Here is a 16523-nt window from a genome sequence, read left to right as displayed (position 1 = left end):
TTTTTTATATTTAGTAATAATTGCTATTTTGCCCGATACGCCAGCATTACGTAGTAATTCTAGATTATAGTCAATCATTGGCTTATTAGCAACGGGAACAATCGGTTTAGGAATATTCAATGTCAATGGTTGTAATCTTGATCCAACTCCTCCAGCTAAGACAATTGCACTCCATTCAGGCATTAAATTAAAAGCTCCTCAACATCTACATCAGTATGGTGATAGTATTATGGGGTTCGTAACAATAATTACTTCACCTTATCTTCACATTTTATTCATTAAAAATTCTATGCTATCTCCCCAAATTTAATCTTTGTGTGTATCCTACTGAAGTTTGATTAAAAATAAATTTAAAGTATTCATTATATTTTGATATCATATTTTTAATGAGGGTTCCCTTTAATGAATGATGAGGAATTCGAGAATACAGAAAGTTTAGAAACTAAAGTAATTGCCCTTGAAGCAAAGATTGAAGCATTACAAACAAAACTAAAAGAGAGAGAAGAATATTTTCAACATCAACTAGCTAAAAAAGAATCAGAGCTTTCGGAAAAAACTTTTGCTGTTGAAAAGGGGGAGACAGAGCTAAAACAGATATCAAGATTATATGATGAACTAAAAAAGCAACTTGAAGTTTTTAAAACTGGGGAGCAGAGTCGGATCACTACCCTTGAGAATCAGATAAATGAACTTAAATATTCATTGGCTAATGCGGAATTAAAACGAGAAGGACATGAACGAAAATTAATCAGTCTCAATGCAACCATAGAATCACAAACAAATCTTATAGAAAATTTAAAAATCGAAAATAAGAATCTCCTGGCCCAGATAAGCAAATTACAGGAATTAATTCAAAATACTGAAAATGAGATTGAATTGATTGAAACAGAACACATTGAGAAGCAAAATCTTCTTGAACAAGAACTTAAACGTCAAGCGGAAAGAGAAAGTCAAATTGATATAACTTTAAGTCGGGAGAAAGCAGGTGCTCTTGCAAGAGACAAACACCTTCGAACTGTTCTCAATGAAAGTGAGCTGGGAAAAATCGCATTATATATTGTTGATTATTTTACAAATACCAAGAAAAAAGTTTTGGCTCTTGAAACCCTTTGTATGGAATTAAACATAACACCTGTGATAACTCGTTCTCATTTAAGAAATTTACACGGATTAGGTGTATGTGAATTTGATGAAATTGCTAGGGAAATTAGATTAATGAAATAGGGTTAGGGATTGAGTCTAATTGTAAAGACACCTTTATTACCTGCTATTAAAGGACTGGATTTTCCCTTTGTTTTTTCATCTAAGAGATGCGAAACATTGATCTCATAAACGCCTATTCCTTTCTCATGGATAGTTAAAAAGTCCATTTCTTCAGAGGGTATAGGATTTGATTGAATGAATTCGGATGAAGTTTGGTTTTTTGGCTGAATTTTAATCCGAAATAATCGATGTCCACACTTACAGCCTTTTAAAATCTCTTCAGCTTTCTCTGGGACTCTAGAACATTGAGCACATTGATACCGATCCAGCTTAATTCCATCTGTATTTAATGGAAACAATTCCAATCCCTCTAAACAAGTGCCACCGTAAGTGATTCATAATTTTGAGGGGCAATTACTGTCATTCTTATATCTTTACGTGAGAATAATCCAGGAGATCTAACAGGAGAAGGAGTAATAATCTTGTAACCTAAGAATGAAGAGTGATCGATTTGTAACATGGCTTCTTCGATTAAGATTGCTTCCTCTTCAGGTCTTAAACCACCTTCAAACACTACTACTCGCTTATTTTTAAGCTTAGAAATAATAAATTCGCATTTTTCAATTGAATTCATGCGTTTTGTGGTATTTTCTGTTACAAAGTCAATATATAAGTCCATATCTAAGACCTCCTAAGAATTTGCTATTGCTAGAATGCATCCATATAATTCATTCATACCAGTGCCTTTTTTTGCTGAAATGGGGATAATTTCGCTTTGAAACGTTTCTTGAACTAATTTTGGATCTGCTTCAGGTAGATCAGTTTTATTTGCTGCTACGATGAGTGGGATATTTCTTGCTTCTAAATTTCCCATTACAGTCCAATTTACCTGATCAAAAGGAGCTTTTGCCGCATCAACTACAACAATTGCTGCATCTAGTCGATCTAACGATTGAATAGCTTTAACCACACCTCTTGTTGCTTCTTTTGCTCTTGTGATACTTTCTTCCCGTGATAAACCATGAAGCTGAAACTCTCTATAATCAACAGAAGTAGCTATACCAGGAGTATCAACTATGGTTAGATCAAGCGACCCATGTTGATCAGTAATAACACAATGCTCCATTGCGAAACATTCTCTTGTTTCATGCGGAATAGGACTAACTCTTCCTAAAAACTTTCCATTTCCGCATTCAACGGAGATTCTGTTTGCTAATGTAGTTTTACCAGCATTTGGAGCACCTAAGATTCCTATTGTCAATGAATGCTTTCTTGACTTGGCAAATATTCGTGCTAATATACCCAAATATACACATGCCTCCAATAGAATTGAGTCATTTATTTAAGGACTTCTTGACCTGAAGGAATTATTATATCGTCATAATATGGTAATATTACCCTTGAAGGAAGATTTAAGATTTATAAGATTCTAAAAGAAGAAAGTTTTCTAACTCAAAATCAAGGGGATTTTTATAGATAAATTTATGTAACAAAGCAGATATCAATCTTAGGCTTGCAATAATCATTAACATTATAATAAGAATAATATTAAAGTCAGGGCTAGAGTAGTCAATTCTAGTGATATTTAACCATAAATCCATCATAAAACCCGAGAATAATGATCCAAGAAAAGCACTAAAACCTTCTCCTGTTAATAAAATAGAAAAATATCGCGCTTTTGTATCAGCTGTTGAGCAATCTAAGGAATAAGAAGCAATACTAGTTTCTTCAGCACCAAAAGCTAATCCTCCTGGGATATTTACTAGAATTAACCACCAAATATTTCCTGTAACTAAACCTAATGCATAACCAAGAGGGACAGCCACATATCCAAGACGTGAAAATATAAGAACAATTTTCTTGTTTACCCGATCTGCAATTAGCCCTCCAAAATTTTGTCCTATTCCTCGTGGTAGATTAAAAACAACCCACATAACAGCAACCATTGTCCATGAATCTGCAACTCTTAAAGTAACAAATGGGAAAATGGGCCATGCTGTACTCATGGCAAATTTAAAAAACATATCAATTGGTAATAATCTTTTGAAGGGGGGATTTCGGTCAATTAAGGTCCTCCAACTCTGACGAAGTTCTTCCTTAATTATAGGACGTTTATGATAATCATATTTCTCAACTAAGAAGAATGATAAAAATAAAGCACATGCAAAAATAAAAGCTCCAGATATAAACGGAATAAAAAAAACTGAGCGACTTAAGAAATAATCTGTGGTTTCATGAGGAAAGGGAAAAGGACTCAAATCCATTATCCATCCCATTATCAGGATGACAAATATAGAAGAGATTGTACCTATTGAATTAATTCGACCTATAAAAGTTGCTCGTAACCTTTCAGAGGCATAATCTCCTAAAAAAGCGTTCCAAGCTGGGATAATGCTAAAACCGACTGTTGTCATAAAAATCGAAATTAGAACTAACTCTAAAGGATTACTGGCAAAGGGAGCTAAAAGGGTACTTAGCATTAAGGTTCCTAGTCCTATATAAATTACTAATTTCCTTCCTTTAAGATCAGCTAACCACCCCCAAACTGATTGAAACATATTGGAGCCTAAGTTCCGCACTGAGGTAAGAATAGACTGTTCAAAGGGTGAAGCTCCTAAAACTACTCCAAAATAGGATAAGTAGGTGAAAATTGATGAACGACCTGCTGAATAGCCTATTGAAACACTGTAAATAGAAATCTTTTCGTCTCGATTGATTTTTTCCCGAGTAGTGGTTTTTTCCCTCTGTGACTCAGAATTTTCTTCTATCAAGCTTCTTCTACCTTTCAATAAAAGTGAATTTGCGTGAATATGCAGTAACATAAGAAGCTATCGAATCAGTAAACGTGTAGTATAACTAAAAAAAGAAAAGATTAGAAAATAATAGAATGTACATAAACATGATTACGGAATCAAGCTCATGACCAATGAAATAATACCAATTTGGGAGGGATTGTTAGAGATACAGAGGATATTTTGGCATCATAATCCTGACAAATTTGTACCTATTAGCTCTGAGACTTTTTCAAAAATCAAGATAAATTGGATAAATCAGAAAAAGAAATATCCCAACCTTTATGATGGTACTATTTTACTACTAAATGATTTTATTCTTGAGAAGGACGGTCTTTCAATTAGTTTAAAAACAAGTCCGATAAAGTTCTCAATATTAAACTATTTTGTACAGAATGACATGATTTTACCAGAAACTTATGGATCCTTAGGATTTCAAGTAATTATTAAGACAAAGGAGAGTTCACATCTTCTTGCAGGAAAAAGAAGTCATCTTTCTGAATATAAACCTCTTTTCTGGACAGTACCAGGGGGGATGTTAGAGGAGGGGGACATTAAACAACCTTTTATCAATGCAGTAATTCGTGAACTTTCAGAAGAAATTGACCTGCCTATTAACATCAATTCTTTCAAACTAAGCGCCATTCTCCCTGAAATAAGCGGTAATGGTGTAGTTTTAATACTTAATACATTAATAAAATATGATATCGATATAAATAATCCTGTTTCTGGAAATGAAGAGTGGGAAGATCAAAGCTTATATTGGATAACAAGTAAAGAATTAAGTAATCTTGATCCAAAAAAAAGTATGGAAGGACTATTATACTTAATTCAAAAAGACTCGGTAAAATAATGATCCAGAATTTTTAATTCAGCACGTCGTAGCCTTTCCTGAAGGGCTACTCGCTTTATACCTAGTTTAGGTGCGATATCTGTAATCATCACTCTCCGAGGGACATCATAATATCCTGATTGATAAGCCAGTTTAATAGCTTCAAACTGTTTGGGTGTTAGAACCTTTGAGAAGGTTTTTATTGGTTTAGAACTAACCATAATCATTTTAACTTGTGAAAATCGTTCTTTTAATATTTTGAGTAAGTTTTGAATAGCTAAACGATTAGGACAGATTATATTATGTCGCTGTATTCCATTTTTTATTATTATAGGCAGAACTGTCATACAGCCTGATTCTAAAACCGTTTCATATATTGAGGGGTAATCTAGCTTATGTATTGTCCGTGTCCAATAGAGCAGGGGTGATGAAAAGGTCACTTCAAACTCTTGAACACTATGTGATTTTTTTAATTCTGTAATATAATCTTTAATTGGATCTTCCATGGTTGTAAGTGATTCAATGTATCCATACCCTTCTGGTAACTGAATCGCAATTATTGTTACTCTTACGGGATATTTTGATGTTAAAACACATGAATAATAATCTTTGGAGGAAATATCTAAAGTTAGTTGAATTATTTTAAATACATCCGACTTATGCTGGATAAAGACTAATGTTTCTTAAAAGTAAAAAACATTTCTGAAAGAGTTTTCTATTAAATATATCAATATTTCAGTTAATATATGTGATAATTCATGTCTTCTTCGTTTTCAAAAGATTACATACTCGCTATTTTTACTGCCTTGTTTGTTACAATCCTTTGGAGTAGTTCTTGGGTTATCATTAAGTTTGGATTGAAAGAAATATCTCCTCTTATTTTTGCAGCCCTTCGTTATTCTGTTGCATCATTCATTCTGTTAGCACTGATATTTACTAATAATTCATATCGCAAATCGCTGTACAAGAAATCTAAAAAGTGGCATGGAATGATGCTAATCTATGGATTAATTTTTATTACTTCTACTCAGGGAGGTCAATTTATAGCCTTATCTCTCCTTCCTGCAATCACTGTTTCATTTATCCTTAACTTAACGCCCTATATCGTCATTTTTTACTCGATTCTGTTTTTAAAAGAGTTTCCCTCACGCAAAGACTTGATTTTTTTCTCTTTCGCGTTCATAGGTGTTCTCATTTATTTTTTACCTTCGGATCTCACCATTCTATCTTTTAATGGAGTTCTCATTGGATTCTTTCTTTTGAATACCAATGCTTTTTCATCAATTCTTGGTAGAATTATCAATAGAGAAAGTTCATCCTCATCTCTTTTGGTTACAGGAATTAGCATGAGTTCAGGAACATTAATCCTTCTAATAATCGCTATAATTTGGGAAGGTATTCCAAACTTTTCTCTTTTAGTCATTCTTATGATTCTTTGGTTAGCTATTATGAACACAGCATTAGCTTTTACATTATGGAATAAAGCAATGCAAAAACTCCGTGCAATGGATACAACAATAATTAATGGGACAATGCTACCCCAGATAGTCCTTCTATCAATAATTTTTCTTAATGAATTTCCCCAAACTCATGAATGGATTGGTTTAATAATTTTAATATTTTCTACTTTCACGATTCAGTTTTTACAAGCCAAAAAAAATAGTAATAAATCGTAATTAGACAATTAGTGCTTTTCAAGAAGAACCTTCTGATCTAAAAAATTTGTGGGATCAATCTCCCGTCGCAAGATGAATAAAGCAATAATTATCGCGATTAACCCAATGACTTTAAAAAAAGATGATAAGACTAATACACCTCCGATTGGGACTATCAATTCCTCAAAAAATACAAAATAGGCCCCAATAAATGAAAAGGTTACTGACAAAGAATTTGTAATCGGTGAAACTATACTTAATCGTCCTCTCTCAAAAGCTAGTTGCTGAGCAATAATCGCAAATGTATAGGTGAGAAGCAACATAAATAGCGAATACAAGAATAATAATACATAATTATTTCCTAAATTTAAATTATTCAAAGAGATTAGTAGACTTTTAGTGAAGAAAGTTCCCATCCCAAAAAAAGATCCCGCAAAAAGTGGGAAAGTAAATTCAGCGTACCCATATTTAACAACAAACATAAGAAAAATCATAACTATTAGCATAATGACAACAATTGGGAAAAATATAGCCAATAAGGGAATATTCATTGATAACCCAGAACTCTCAGAATTTGGTGAAAAAGCGATAATAAACAACCCAAGAATTAGGATTGCAATACCAAACCATTCCTTCTTTACTAGTTTTTCCTGAAAGAAAATATAGGCAAAAATAAAGGTAAATAAGAGATTTGTGTTTACTAATGGTTTTACTAAAGAAACATCATAGAGATTTAGTGCCACTGTATAAATTAGAAAGCCAAGGATTGCAGCCATTCCCCCAATAAACCAAATTCGATTTTTTATGAGTTTCCAAGCTGCTGGAAGAACATCCCAAAAAAAATTATCAATTTGGATGCCTCCTGCTTTAAAGATACCTATCTTCAGGATTATCGCTGAACCTCCACTGACTACTCCGTAAATTAACATTATCAGTAAAACAGTTAAATTTTCAGGAAACAAAATTATGAACTATCTCCAGATTATTCTTCTTCATTATTGAATCTCTTTTTTAACACTACTCCATTTTTAATTATTTCTTCACGTTTGGATAGATATTCAACTTCCTCTTCAGATATTCCTAACTCTTCCTCTTCTTGAATTTCTGCAGGTGATAGATTGTTTTTTCCTTCCCTAATGTCAATCTCTCTTAGATCCTCGTCAATAAACTCAGGTTGATGCATAATATGATTCCCTTCCTCATTATTCCTTTCGAGTTTTTCAGAGAGATCTTCCAATGCTTCATCAAAAATCGTCTCATTATTACTCCTTTTGTCATATAATTCATATGATTCTTGATCTGGTTCATTGAATTCAATTACCTGTTCTTCCTCAATTTTAGAGGTTTCTTGAAGATAATCTGTCTTATTCTTTAACTCAATTTCTGATTTTTCAAGGTATTCTTCAACAGTTAGCTTTTCTTCAGAGGGTGAATAAGGAAGATATTTAATTAATACTTGATGTTTTTGTAAATAATTAGCTTCACCAGTGGATTCTTCAATCAGAATACGGAGTTGACCTGGTTTAGAGAGTCTGATTAATGGGATATGTAACTCGATATACTCTCGATTAGATCCACCCATGTATTGGCCACGAATTTTACCAAAATCATCGATTAATCTAATTCGATACCTTTTCATACCTTCTTCCATTTTAACACGAATGTAGAAAGGAATTGGAATTGAAATCTCTGAAATTTCATTGCCAGAATCGTCTGCAATCTCAATCTTTGGCATTTTTCCTCACTAATATTCTCATACATAACCTTAATTTCCTTATTTTATTTCTTTTTGCGGAATAACGAATTTCTTTGAAAAGGTAAATAAATAACGATTGATGCCAATCTGTGATAGCTATGATTCATTCAGATGAAAATAATGAAAAATTCACTTGTTTTAATGAATTCATTACGATTTCACTTGAAAAGAGATCTAAGAAAATTCTAGTTTCTTCTAATATTGCTATGCAGAATTTAAGTGGTATAAGACCAGCAATTAACTTCTTTAATAAAGGTAATATCAAATCAATTTATCCTAAGGAGAATAAAGATTTTTCTGTTGAATCACATGAAATAGTTGATGAAATTGGGAAGGGGAAACAATTTAATATCTTTTTAGAATTTGGAAATCATCCTGATTTACTCAATATCTCATTTCCCATGATTTTAACTATTAAACTGTATGAAACAGAGAATTTTTGTACATTTCAGTTAAAATTGAATTATACTGATAATCTCCCTAATTTACCTCTTCATTCCATCTCACCTCTTCAAATAACTTCTGGTAGAATTGTATTAAAGCAGAATGAACTAGTTCAACCTTCTAATCTAAAATTTTTTGAGCATGGATTTCAAAGCTGGAGTTATTCAAAACTCAAGGGAAATGATGAAGGTTATGAATCAATCATCGTTGATGTTATTGCTAGGATACATCAAAATCATGATAATACACTATCTGGAGATTTTATGTCTGAATCGGTTACAATGATCTCAGATCGAAAATCAAAAGGATCATTATGTCTAGGTTTTATTACACATAACCGCTGTTTTTCTCGTGTTGTATTGAATCGTTTAAAGAATCCTTCAGAGATTAGATGGCTATCAGCTTACTCACAATTTGATAATATAATACTTAATTTGATTGAAATGGATCCAATTAGTTCAGAAGAACTTTTAATCGGTTTTCATCCTTTTCAGGGCTATTATAGTCTTTTAAATTATGCAGAAATCACAGGTAAAAAGATGCACGTTAAAATTCTACCCCCAAGGATTGGATGGTGTAGTTGGTATTATTATTATGTTGACATAACTGATAAAGAATTGTTAAAGAATGTTGAATTTTTTAAAAGTAATCCAGATTTACCTGTTGATATGATACAGCTCGATGATGGTTATTTTACAAATGTAGGTGATTTTACATCATTTAATTCCAAATTTCCAAATGGTCTTCTCGAATTCGTTGAGGAAACACATAATCAAGGTAAAAAAGCAGGTTTATGGATTGCTCCTTTCTTTGCAACTGAATCTTCAGAATTATTTAGGAAAAATCCCAGCTGGTTTCTAAAAAATGCAACAGGAGAGTTTATTCCAGTTTGTTTTAATTGGAATGAGATTGAATATGCTTTAGATGTAACATATCCTGAAGTTCAGACACATTTGATAAATTTAATCAAGAAAATAACTAATGAATGGAAATTTGATTTCATAAAAATTGATTTCATATATGCTGCGTCAATTTATCAGAGTGTTTATTATAAAAAAGGATTGACCAGAGCTCAGGTATACCGTAGCGCTCTCCAACTAATTCGTGATGCAATGGGGGATAATAAATACATTTTAGGATGCGGAGCACCTCTTGGACCAAGTATAGGGTTAGTTGATGCCATGAGAGTTAGCGAAGATACAAAAGAGGTATGGAAAACTGATGTAGAACCACTTTATGGCGATCCTTGCTTAAAGTATGCATTAATTGCTACAATTTATCGATCTTTTACACATAATTCATTATGGATTAATGATCCAGATTGCTTGATAGTTCGACGAAATCGTAGCTCTCTAACTGAAAAAGAAGTGGAACTTCAGATCACAATTTTCGGATTAAGTGGTGGACAAATTTTTATATCAGATGATATGACAGGAATTGAAGCTGAAAGATTAAATTTGGCATTGAAAATCATACCCCCTATTCCTAAAAGCGCTATCCCTTTAGATGCACTTTATGAACCTTTACCAACATTATACTTTCTATCTACTCAAGTTCTAAACAAAAAAAGACTACTTATTACTGTTATTAATTGGGAAGATCAACCAATTGAAAGAAATTTCTCTATTACAAAAATTCTAACCTTGAGCGGTTGTGAAATTACTACAGATCAATTTATTGTTTTTGATTGGTGGAATGAACAACTTATCGGCTGTTTCAAAAAGAATGAATTAGTACAGTTAGGAACAATTTCTCCCCATAGTTGTAAATATTTGGGGATAATACCTTATCAAAAAGATACTACTATATTCATTTCGTCAACAGTTCATATCGCTCAAGGTAGTTTAGAGGTCGTTAATTTTAATTTATCAAAATCAAAATTAAAAATTGAATTAAAATTACCAGGAAGACATCAAGGAAAACTTTTCATACTATTACCTATGAATACAAAGGTTCATGAAGAAAAAGAAAACCATTCTATTCAACAGACTCCTTGGGGATTATTATACGAAATTTTTGTTGATTTTATTGATTATTCAGAAGTCAGTCTTATTTTTAAGTAAAAGAAATCCAATCTCTAAATTTTGATGCAGAGAAAGAAACCTAAATCCTCTAGGAAGTAAAAATCTTGAACTAAACGAAATCCTGAATCTTTTAATCCTTTTTGAAACATTTCCCATGTAAAACGGGCTTGAAATGGATGATAAACTTTTAAATAACGCTGAAACCTGTTAATTGATCGATTGTTAATCTCATTAACTAAAAAGAATCCTTTTGGTTTAAGAAGGCGATTTACTTCCTTTAATGCTTTTTCCCATTCTATAATGTGATGAAAAATTGTAAAAGCAAATACCACATCAAATCTACTAGAGGGAAGTTTTACTTTACGAATATCTCCTAAAAAGACCATTATTTGACCCCTATAATTTCTTGTCTTTGCTTTAGTCAAAGCGACCATTTGAGGATTTATATCAAATCCTTGATATTCCTTAGGATGAAATTCCTTCATTATTGATTCAAAACCATAACCTGCACCACATCCGACCTCCAGAATTCTCAAACCTGAAAGATTAAGCCCTTGGGTATGTAATAATAGTTTAAATATTCGCATTTCAAACTGCGTTTGCATCAATTTTTTCAATGGACTTTTAATGAACTTTTCTTCTATAAAATGAAAATTCAATGCAGAATTAGAATTTTTTTCTTGTAAATTAGCTTTCATGATGGTAATTCCAAGAAATCTCTTAAATTTACTGAATAAATTTTTTAAAAATATATTTTGGTCTTCTTCATATCGTTCCTGAAAGGTTTCTTTGATTAACCTAATGTTATGCTCATATTTCATGTATATTTAAACTGGGAACCATTCTATAACAGAAGATGAAGGAGATGTACGCTCAAATTCCTGTCTATAAGAATTATGGAAAGATACTGGAATTTTCTGAAAATTTAAAAAAAGAAGATATTGAGTTTTTTGCTGTAAATATTACCCCAGATCAGCTTATTGATATATCAAAGGATTTGGATATATTATTTACGTCTCAAACCTATGTTATGGTCAATAATTCATCAAAACATATTTTTTTATGGATTGGTAAAGAAGCACCTGTAAGACTTCGGTTTTTAGGTGCTTACCTTGCTCATAAATTGCAGCAAAGGAAAGGTTTCACATACCGAGTAATAAGTATTGATCAAGAAAATGAATCAGATGAATTTATAAAGTCTCTAGCAATTTTATATGATTAAAAATTTTTATTATTAAAAACACAGTCGATCTCTGTTGTTAATCCATATCCTATTTATGTTACCTAATTTAATTTTAAAAAAGGTTCGGAAATGGGGATGAATACGAATATTAGGAAAAAACAAATTAAAAGATAATTTTTTTTAAGTCTAATTATTTAAAATTACTATAATTGACGATTTTCATATATCAATGGGAGTAAAACTGATGTCTAAAGAAAAAAGAGTCTCACAAAAAGAAAAGTTGGTAGGTTTAATTAAATTAGCACGTCCTCAATTTCTTATTGCTTATTTTATTGTTGCAATTGGTGGTTTAACCATGGGATTTAAAGAAAGTTATCCCATTGATCTATCGATGGCCGTTTTCGCTATTTTTAATGCTTTACTATCAGCAATAGGGGTTCATTTTCGAGACGAGGCTGGAGATTGGGCTTCAGGGTATGATAAAGAAATTGGAGGGATGGGAATAATTCGAGATAGAATATTTACTGAGGATTCCGTTCGTACGATGGGGAGAATTCTTAGTTCTCTTACAATTCTTTTAGGACTCCTTCAGGCATTGATAGTTCTTGTATTGAACAATCAAGGAATACTCTTCATGATTGGAATTCCTATCATTATTATGATTATATTTGTAAATTATCTTACAGAAGAAATACCCTTAGGTCATGAAATAATTACTGCTGGATCTTATTTTGCTACCTTTTATTGGGTCTTTTTCTCTCAAAGCTGGGTTTTAACACCATCAGTTTTATTTTTCTCACTTTTTTTATATTTAATTGTTTTCGCTTTGATACCTTATCAGGATATTGCAGATCTAGAGGCAGATGCAAAGACAGGGAAAAAGACATTAGCTTCAAAGCTTGGTCTTGATGGAGTAGGACATCTAGCTATATTCATTGGATTATTAAGTTTCCTCCTATTATATGTGGCTATCTTGATATGAAAAATTACTTCCATAAATAAAATAAAGGAAAATATTGGAATTCTCAATCTAGAGTTTTATGATCACTTGTAAAAATAAATTTCCTCAAAACTGGAATTAAACTCTACTACGATTGTCGTAATTTTAAGAGAATATTTTAGAGAAGAAGAATGAGAAAATAAATCACGATGCAGAACCAAATCAATTCTTTGGTTAGAATTTATAATTAAAATCATAATTCTAAAAAATCGGTATAGGAACTCATTTTAGGCATGTTAAAACATGTAAAAACAAAATTTTTATATATTAAAAGAATGTTAGACAAATTTATTCAAATTGATTTGGTGAGAAATAAATATGAACAAAGAGATCCAATTAGGAGGATATGAAATATGCAAAGTGTGTGGTTTTATCCGACCAGCTGGAAAAGGAGGTATTTGTTCAGCTTGTGGAGCACGAGAACGTGCTTTTATACCTTTTGAGCATAAAGCTTCAAAAAACAGACGAGAATATTTAAAATTTGATGTTCATCCAGTTATAGTGCATTTCACAGTCAGCTACACCGCAACCATGGTTATTCTTTTTCTAATAAATGAATTCATAACTGATAATATTCTTGGGATGGAAATCTCTCCCGCTTTAGATCTTATAATTCTTTTACTTCCTCTTTTAGTAATGTTAGCAGGGATAACGGGCTTGATAGATGGAAAAGTTAGATATCGAAAATTACTAACTCCTTATTTACGACTTAAAATCTCAATGGGTGTAGCTTTATTTATTGATTCATTATTCATTTTATTATTTCATATATTCATTGCATCTCAAAATGGATTATTTTTTATTCTCAAAGTAATCCTCATTCTTGCCGCGATTGGATTAGCTAGCGGACTGGGTTGGTTTGGAACGAAGCTCGTTGGTTTTATTGTCCCAAGAGGGATCGAGTTAAAATAGTTTACAAATAGGAATGGGTTGTGGGAAAACTTTCTTTTTATATTAGATTAATCCAAGGATATCATCCTTTGCGATACTATAGATCCAGCTAACACTAGTATAAATTTTTCTAATCATTAGTGTTCTATCAATTAAAACACTAACCCAAGAATGAACGAGTTCAGCAGGATAAGTTTCATTTTCATGGTGAATACTTAGTTTAAACCCAGATGTGGAATTATTAATAGTAGTATTAAACCACTCAAAGAAATCTTTGGCATAAGAAATAACATTGTAATCATCAACTACTTTATTGATTTCTGCTTGAGTATGAGCAGTTAAAAACTGCCATACAGAAAAGTTAGCTCCATAATCACTCCCATATGTTTTTAATCTTTCGGGAGTATCATAAAGAGGATCCAATGTTATACTGAGCATTTGAAAATCTGTATCTAATTTTGGAAAAAGATCACTTTGAAGCAATTTAAAATGAGTTGTCATTAATGGACAGAATTCATCTTGACAAGCTGTATACATAAAACCAATTAAGATAATCTTATTCTCAAAATTTTCCAATGTTACAGTTTGATTATCTTGATTAATTAATGTAAAGCTAGGGGCTCGTTTAATTACTGTAAGAGGTTGATTCTGAGCAAGTGGTGCTAATATAAATGCCATTAAAACACCTGAAGTAATCATAAAACCAATAAATAGACCAACTAAATTTTTTTTATCCATTTTAAATCCTCAAGAAGAATATTCACTAAATCCCACAAAGGTAAACAACTGTTCCCATTGCTGGAATTAAGACAACTGGTAACGCGATAAAAAGGGGGATTCCAAACATGATGCCTGCTGTTACCCAAGGGCGTTTTTGATATTTAATTCCCATAAAAAATGCAGCAACAAGAGCAGCTTTTATAAAAGCTAATGAAATAAGAGTAATTGGAACTAATAGCTCTACAATATTCTCAAATGTCGGTATATTTTGCATAATATCCCCGATAAAACTTACATTAAGCTCTAAAATTGTAAGAATAGCTAAAGATAAAAATACTGTCGTATAAGGACGTTTTACTGGTAAGGATGGCTTTTCTTCTGGTTCTCTTTTTTCATTCAAGTTTATCATCTTCAAACGTTAGTTCTTCTGTTTTCTTTACAGGCTCTTCATCTAAGGCTGATAATCCAAAGGGATCCTCACCTGCTTCAGGTCCCCATTTCAAGCTAAAAACCATATTAACAAAAAAGATTAAAATTGAAAAAGCCATTAAAAACGCACCTATGGTTGCAAGAAGGTTTAATATCGTAAAAATTTCTACTTTACTTACTTCTCCAAAAATTCCGAACGGGATAGTCTCTGTAAACGTTGTATAATCAAAATATCGACGTGGCATCCCATAAAGGCCAACAATCATCATCGCATTAAAGGTAATGAAAACTCCTCCTAACCACGTAAAGGTATGTATCCATCCTAATCTACGATTATACATCTTTTTTTTTCCAAACAGAGTCTCTGTAAATTCAGGGAAAAAATTATAGAAGCCGCCAAATAAAGAAGTTACTGCCCCACCAATAATAATCATATGAAAGTGTCCTACAACGAATGCAGTATCATGAGCAATAATGTCAATAGGAATAATGTTAAGCCATACTCCAGTTATACCTCCAATGACAAATCCAACAACAAAACCCATAGGAAGAACCAAAGGTGATTCAAATTTTATTTTTCCGCCCCACATGGTAAGTAACCAATTAAATGTTTTAATTCCTGAAGGGATGGCAATCAAAAAGGTTAGTGCATTAAAAAATGTAGTTGTTACTGCATCTGCTGCCGCCCCATATATTGTATATTGATGATGACCCCATACGAGGAAACCAATGAATGTAATAGCTAACATTGAATATATCATTGATCTATAACCAAAAATTTTGTTTTTTGAAAATTTAGATATTAACAAAGATGTAATTCCCATTGCTGGAAGTATCATAATGTATACAGCTGGATGTGAGTAACTCCAAAATACATGTTGCCACAGAAAGGCTCCAATACCTGATCCCAAGGCAGTAAAGAATGCAGTATTAAGAACGCGATCAGATAAAAGGAGAATTAGTCCGGTAGTAATTAGAGGAGTAGCACAAAGCTGAATAATTGAAGTACACAATATCGACCATGAAAAAAGATCCATATCAAACCATTTAAGTTCAGGTCGACGCATAGATACAATCGTCATAATAAAATTGATAGCAGAAACTAATGATGAAACTCCAGCAATTAATACACCAATTATCCATGTATCAACACCAATACCCCAATCAATAGAACTTAATGGAGTATACAATGTCCAACCAACACTCGCTTCACCAAAATAAAGTAAAAGAGCTGCTGGAACTAATAACCAAAATGCAGCATTATTCCACCTAGGCCAATACATATCGGGTGCTCCAATTAATTTGGGAACTAAATAATTAGCTAATCCAGCTCCTATTGGAAAAATGACCAGAAAAATCATAGCTGTTCCATGAGCTGTGAATAAAACAGAATAAACTTCATCATTGACAATTTGACCGCCAGGTAATGCCAATTCAATACGAATAATCAAGGCTAATAATCCAGAAACCGCAAAATTGAATAAAGCAAAAACTATGTATAAAATTCCGATTTCCGCATGATTGGTTGTACCAATTAAAGTATTGAGACTTTTGTAGAAAGGCTTGTAATGAGATCGTTCATTCATATTTTAAT

At 32.1% G+C, this 16523-nt stretch carries 19 protein-coding genes; 7 read left to right on the top strand and 12 right to left on the bottom strand.

The window, feature by feature from the left end:
- The coding region (locus ACWVCY_RS09465) for a sugar phosphate nucleotidyltransferase (protein WP_455142395.1) at positions 1-183 on the bottom strand (183 nt) is incomplete at its 3' end.
- A 219-nt stretch (positions 184-402) separates the two neighbouring features.
- On the opposite strand from ACWVCY_RS09465, the gene ACWVCY_RS09460 reads away from it, so the two are divergent.
- Positions 403-1224 carry a hypothetical protein gene (locus ACWVCY_RS09460; RefSeq protein WP_455142393.1) on the top strand — a complete coding sequence of 274 codons (822 nt, stop codon included), beginning with the start codon at positions 403-405 and terminating at the stop codon, positions 1222-1224.
- 2 nt (positions 1225-1226) lie between these two features.
- On the opposite strand, the gene ACWVCY_RS09455 is transcribed toward ACWVCY_RS09460, so the two are convergent.
- The 4 genes from ACWVCY_RS09455 to ACWVCY_RS09440 form a co-directional block, all read right to left on the bottom strand.
- Positions 1227-1562 carry a hypothetical protein gene (locus ACWVCY_RS09455; RefSeq protein WP_455142391.1) on the bottom strand — a complete coding sequence of 112 codons (336 nt, stop codon included), beginning with the start codon at positions 1560-1562 and terminating at the stop codon, positions 1227-1229.
- Positions 1563-1573: 11 nt separating this feature from the next.
- Positions 1574-1882, bottom strand: coding sequence for an OapB/ArvB family protein (locus tag ACWVCY_RS09450; protein ID WP_455142389.1), 309 nt, complete (start codon positions 1880-1882; stop codon positions 1574-1576).
- 12 nt (positions 1883-1894) lie between these two features.
- Entirely contained in the window at positions 1895-2509 is a 615-nt protein-coding gene (locus ACWVCY_RS09445) for an Era-like GTP-binding protein (protein WP_455142388.1), read from the bottom strand.
- Between the two features lie 106 nt (positions 2510-2615).
- The gene (locus tag ACWVCY_RS09440; RefSeq protein ID WP_455142386.1) at positions 2616-3974 is read right to left on the bottom strand and encodes an MFS transporter; all 1359 of its coding nucleotides are present in this window, start codon (positions 3972-3974) and stop codon (positions 2616-2618) included.
- Positions 3975-4122: 148 nt separating this feature from the next.
- Between ACWVCY_RS09440 and ACWVCY_RS09435 the strand changes: the two genes are divergently transcribed.
- On the top strand, positions 4123-4848 hold the full coding sequence (locus tag ACWVCY_RS09435) for an NUDIX hydrolase (protein ID WP_455142384.1): 726 nt from the start codon (positions 4123-4125) through the stop codon (positions 4846-4848).
- Here ACWVCY_RS09435 and ACWVCY_RS09430 read toward each other — a convergent pair.
- Positions 4827-5333, bottom strand: coding sequence for a helix-turn-helix domain-containing protein (locus tag ACWVCY_RS09430; RefSeq protein WP_455142382.1), 507 nt, complete (start codon positions 5331-5333; stop codon positions 4827-4829). The two genes, ACWVCY_RS09435 and ACWVCY_RS09430, sit on opposite strands and share 22 nt — an antisense overlap.
- A 252-nt stretch (positions 5334-5585) precedes the next feature.
- Between ACWVCY_RS09430 and ACWVCY_RS09425 the strand changes: the two genes are divergently transcribed.
- Positions 5586-6503, top strand: coding sequence for a DMT family transporter (locus tag ACWVCY_RS09425; protein WP_455142380.1), 918 nt, complete (start codon positions 5586-5588; stop codon positions 6501-6503).
- An 8-nt stretch (positions 6504-6511) separates the two neighbouring features.
- Here ACWVCY_RS09425 and ACWVCY_RS09420 read toward each other — a convergent pair whose 3' ends face one another.
- Entirely contained in the window at positions 6512-7444 is a 933-nt protein-coding gene (locus ACWVCY_RS09420) for an EamA family transporter (protein WP_455142378.1), read from the bottom strand.
- Positions 7445-7464: 20 nt separating this feature from the next.
- Positions 7465-8217: a hypothetical protein gene (locus ACWVCY_RS09415; protein ID WP_455142376.1), complete on the bottom strand. Its 753-nt coding sequence runs from the start codon at positions 8215-8217 to the stop codon at positions 7465-7467.
- Between the two features lie 119 nt (positions 8218-8336).
- On the opposite strand from ACWVCY_RS09415, the gene ACWVCY_RS09410 reads away from it, so the two are divergent.
- Positions 8337-10745 (top strand): glycoside hydrolase family 36 protein, encoded by a 2409-nt coding sequence (locus ACWVCY_RS09410; RefSeq protein ID WP_455142374.1) that lies wholly within the window; start codon positions 8337-8339, stop codon positions 10743-10745.
- Between the two features lie 14 nt (positions 10746-10759).
- Here ACWVCY_RS09410 and ACWVCY_RS09405 read toward each other — a convergent pair whose 3' ends face one another.
- Positions 10760-11404, bottom strand: a complete 645-nt coding sequence (locus tag ACWVCY_RS09405; RefSeq protein ID WP_455142372.1) for a class I SAM-dependent methyltransferase — start codon at positions 11402-11404, stop codon at positions 10760-10762.
- Between the two features lie 167 nt (positions 11405-11571).
- Between ACWVCY_RS09405 and ACWVCY_RS09400 the strand changes: the two genes are divergently transcribed.
- From ACWVCY_RS09400 to ACWVCY_RS09390, 3 genes are all read left to right on the top strand, one after another.
- Entirely contained in the window at positions 11572-11928 is a 357-nt protein-coding gene (locus ACWVCY_RS09400; RefSeq protein ID WP_455142370.1) for a hypothetical protein, read from the top strand.
- Positions 11929-12133: 205 nt separating this feature from the next.
- The gene (locus tag ACWVCY_RS09395; RefSeq protein WP_455142368.1) at positions 12134-12871 is read left to right on the top strand and encodes a hypothetical protein; all 738 of its coding nucleotides are present in this window, start codon (positions 12134-12136) and stop codon (positions 12869-12871) included.
- A 336-nt stretch (positions 12872-13207) separates the two neighbouring features.
- Positions 13208-13801, top strand: a complete 594-nt coding sequence (locus tag ACWVCY_RS09390; RefSeq protein WP_455142366.1) for a hypothetical protein — start codon at positions 13208-13210, stop codon at positions 13799-13801.
- Positions 13802-13843: 42 nt separating this feature from the next.
- Here ACWVCY_RS09390 and ACWVCY_RS09385 read toward each other — a convergent pair whose 3' ends face one another.
- The 3 genes from ACWVCY_RS09385 to ACWVCY_RS09375 are packed head-to-tail and all read right to left on the bottom strand — an operon-like array spanning position 13844 to position 16515.
- Entirely contained in the window at positions 13844-14518 is a 675-nt protein-coding gene (locus tag ACWVCY_RS09385) for an SCO family protein (protein ID WP_455142364.1), read from the bottom strand.
- 25 nt (positions 14519-14543) lie between these two features.
- Positions 14544-14900 (bottom strand): cytochrome C oxidase subunit IV family protein, encoded by a 357-nt coding sequence (locus ACWVCY_RS09380; protein ID WP_455142362.1) that lies wholly within the window; start codon positions 14898-14900, stop codon positions 14544-14546.
- The gene (locus ACWVCY_RS09375) at positions 14893-16515 is read right to left on the bottom strand and encodes a cytochrome c oxidase subunit I (protein WP_455142360.1); all 1623 of its coding nucleotides are present in this window, start codon (positions 16513-16515) and stop codon (positions 14893-14895) included. Before ACWVCY_RS09375 ends, ACWVCY_RS09380 begins: the two co-directional genes overlap by 8 nt.
- Positions 16516-16523 lie beyond the last annotated feature (8 nt).

Source organism: Candidatus Hodarchaeum mangrovi, assembly GCF_975850365.1.
This window is presented reverse-complemented; position numbering and strand designations above follow the sequence as displayed.

Coding starts and splice junctions, on each gene's coding strand:
- ACWVCY_RS09400 (WP_455142370.1), top strand. CDS start 11,572: ATGTACGCTCAAATTCCTGTCTATAAGAATTATGGAAAGATACTGGAA.
- ACWVCY_RS09415 (WP_455142376.1), bottom strand. CDS start 8,217: ATGCCAAAGATTGAGATTGCAGACGATTCTGGCAATGAAATTTCAGAG.
- ACWVCY_RS09425 (WP_455142380.1), top strand. CDS start 5,586: ATGTCTTCTTCGTTTTCAAAAGATTACATACTCGCTATTTTTACTGCC.
- ACWVCY_RS09435 (WP_455142384.1), top strand. CDS start 4,123: ATGACCAATGAAATAATACCAATTTGGGAGGGATTGTTAGAGATACAG.
- ACWVCY_RS09390 (WP_455142366.1), top strand. CDS start 13,208: ATGAACAAAGAGATCCAATTAGGAGGATATGAAATATGCAAAGTGTGT.
- ACWVCY_RS09375 (WP_455142360.1), bottom strand. CDS start 16,515: ATGAATGAACGATCTCATTACAAGCCTTTCTACAAAAGTCTCAATACT.
- ACWVCY_RS09410 (WP_455142374.1), top strand. CDS start 8,337: ATGATTCATTCAGATGAAAATAATGAAAAATTCACTTGTTTTAATGAA.
- ACWVCY_RS09395 (WP_455142368.1), top strand. CDS start 12,134: ATGTCTAAAGAAAAAAGAGTCTCACAAAAAGAAAAGTTGGTAGGTTTA.
- ACWVCY_RS09405 (WP_455142372.1), bottom strand. CDS start 11,404: ATGAAAGCTAATTTACAAGAAAAAAATTCTAATTCTGCATTGAATTTT.
- ACWVCY_RS09450 (WP_455142389.1), bottom strand. CDS start 1,882: ATGGACTTATATATTGACTTTGTAACAGAAAATACCACAAAACGCATG.
- ACWVCY_RS09430 (WP_455142382.1), bottom strand. CDS start 5,333: ATGGAAGATCCAATTAAAGATTATATTACAGAATTAAAAAAATCACAT.
- ACWVCY_RS09385 (WP_455142364.1), bottom strand. CDS start 14,518: ATGGATAAAAAAAATTTAGTTGGTCTATTTATTGGTTTTATGATTACT.
- ACWVCY_RS09460 (WP_455142393.1), top strand. CDS start 403: ATGAATGATGAGGAATTCGAGAATACAGAAAGTTTAGAAACTAAAGTA.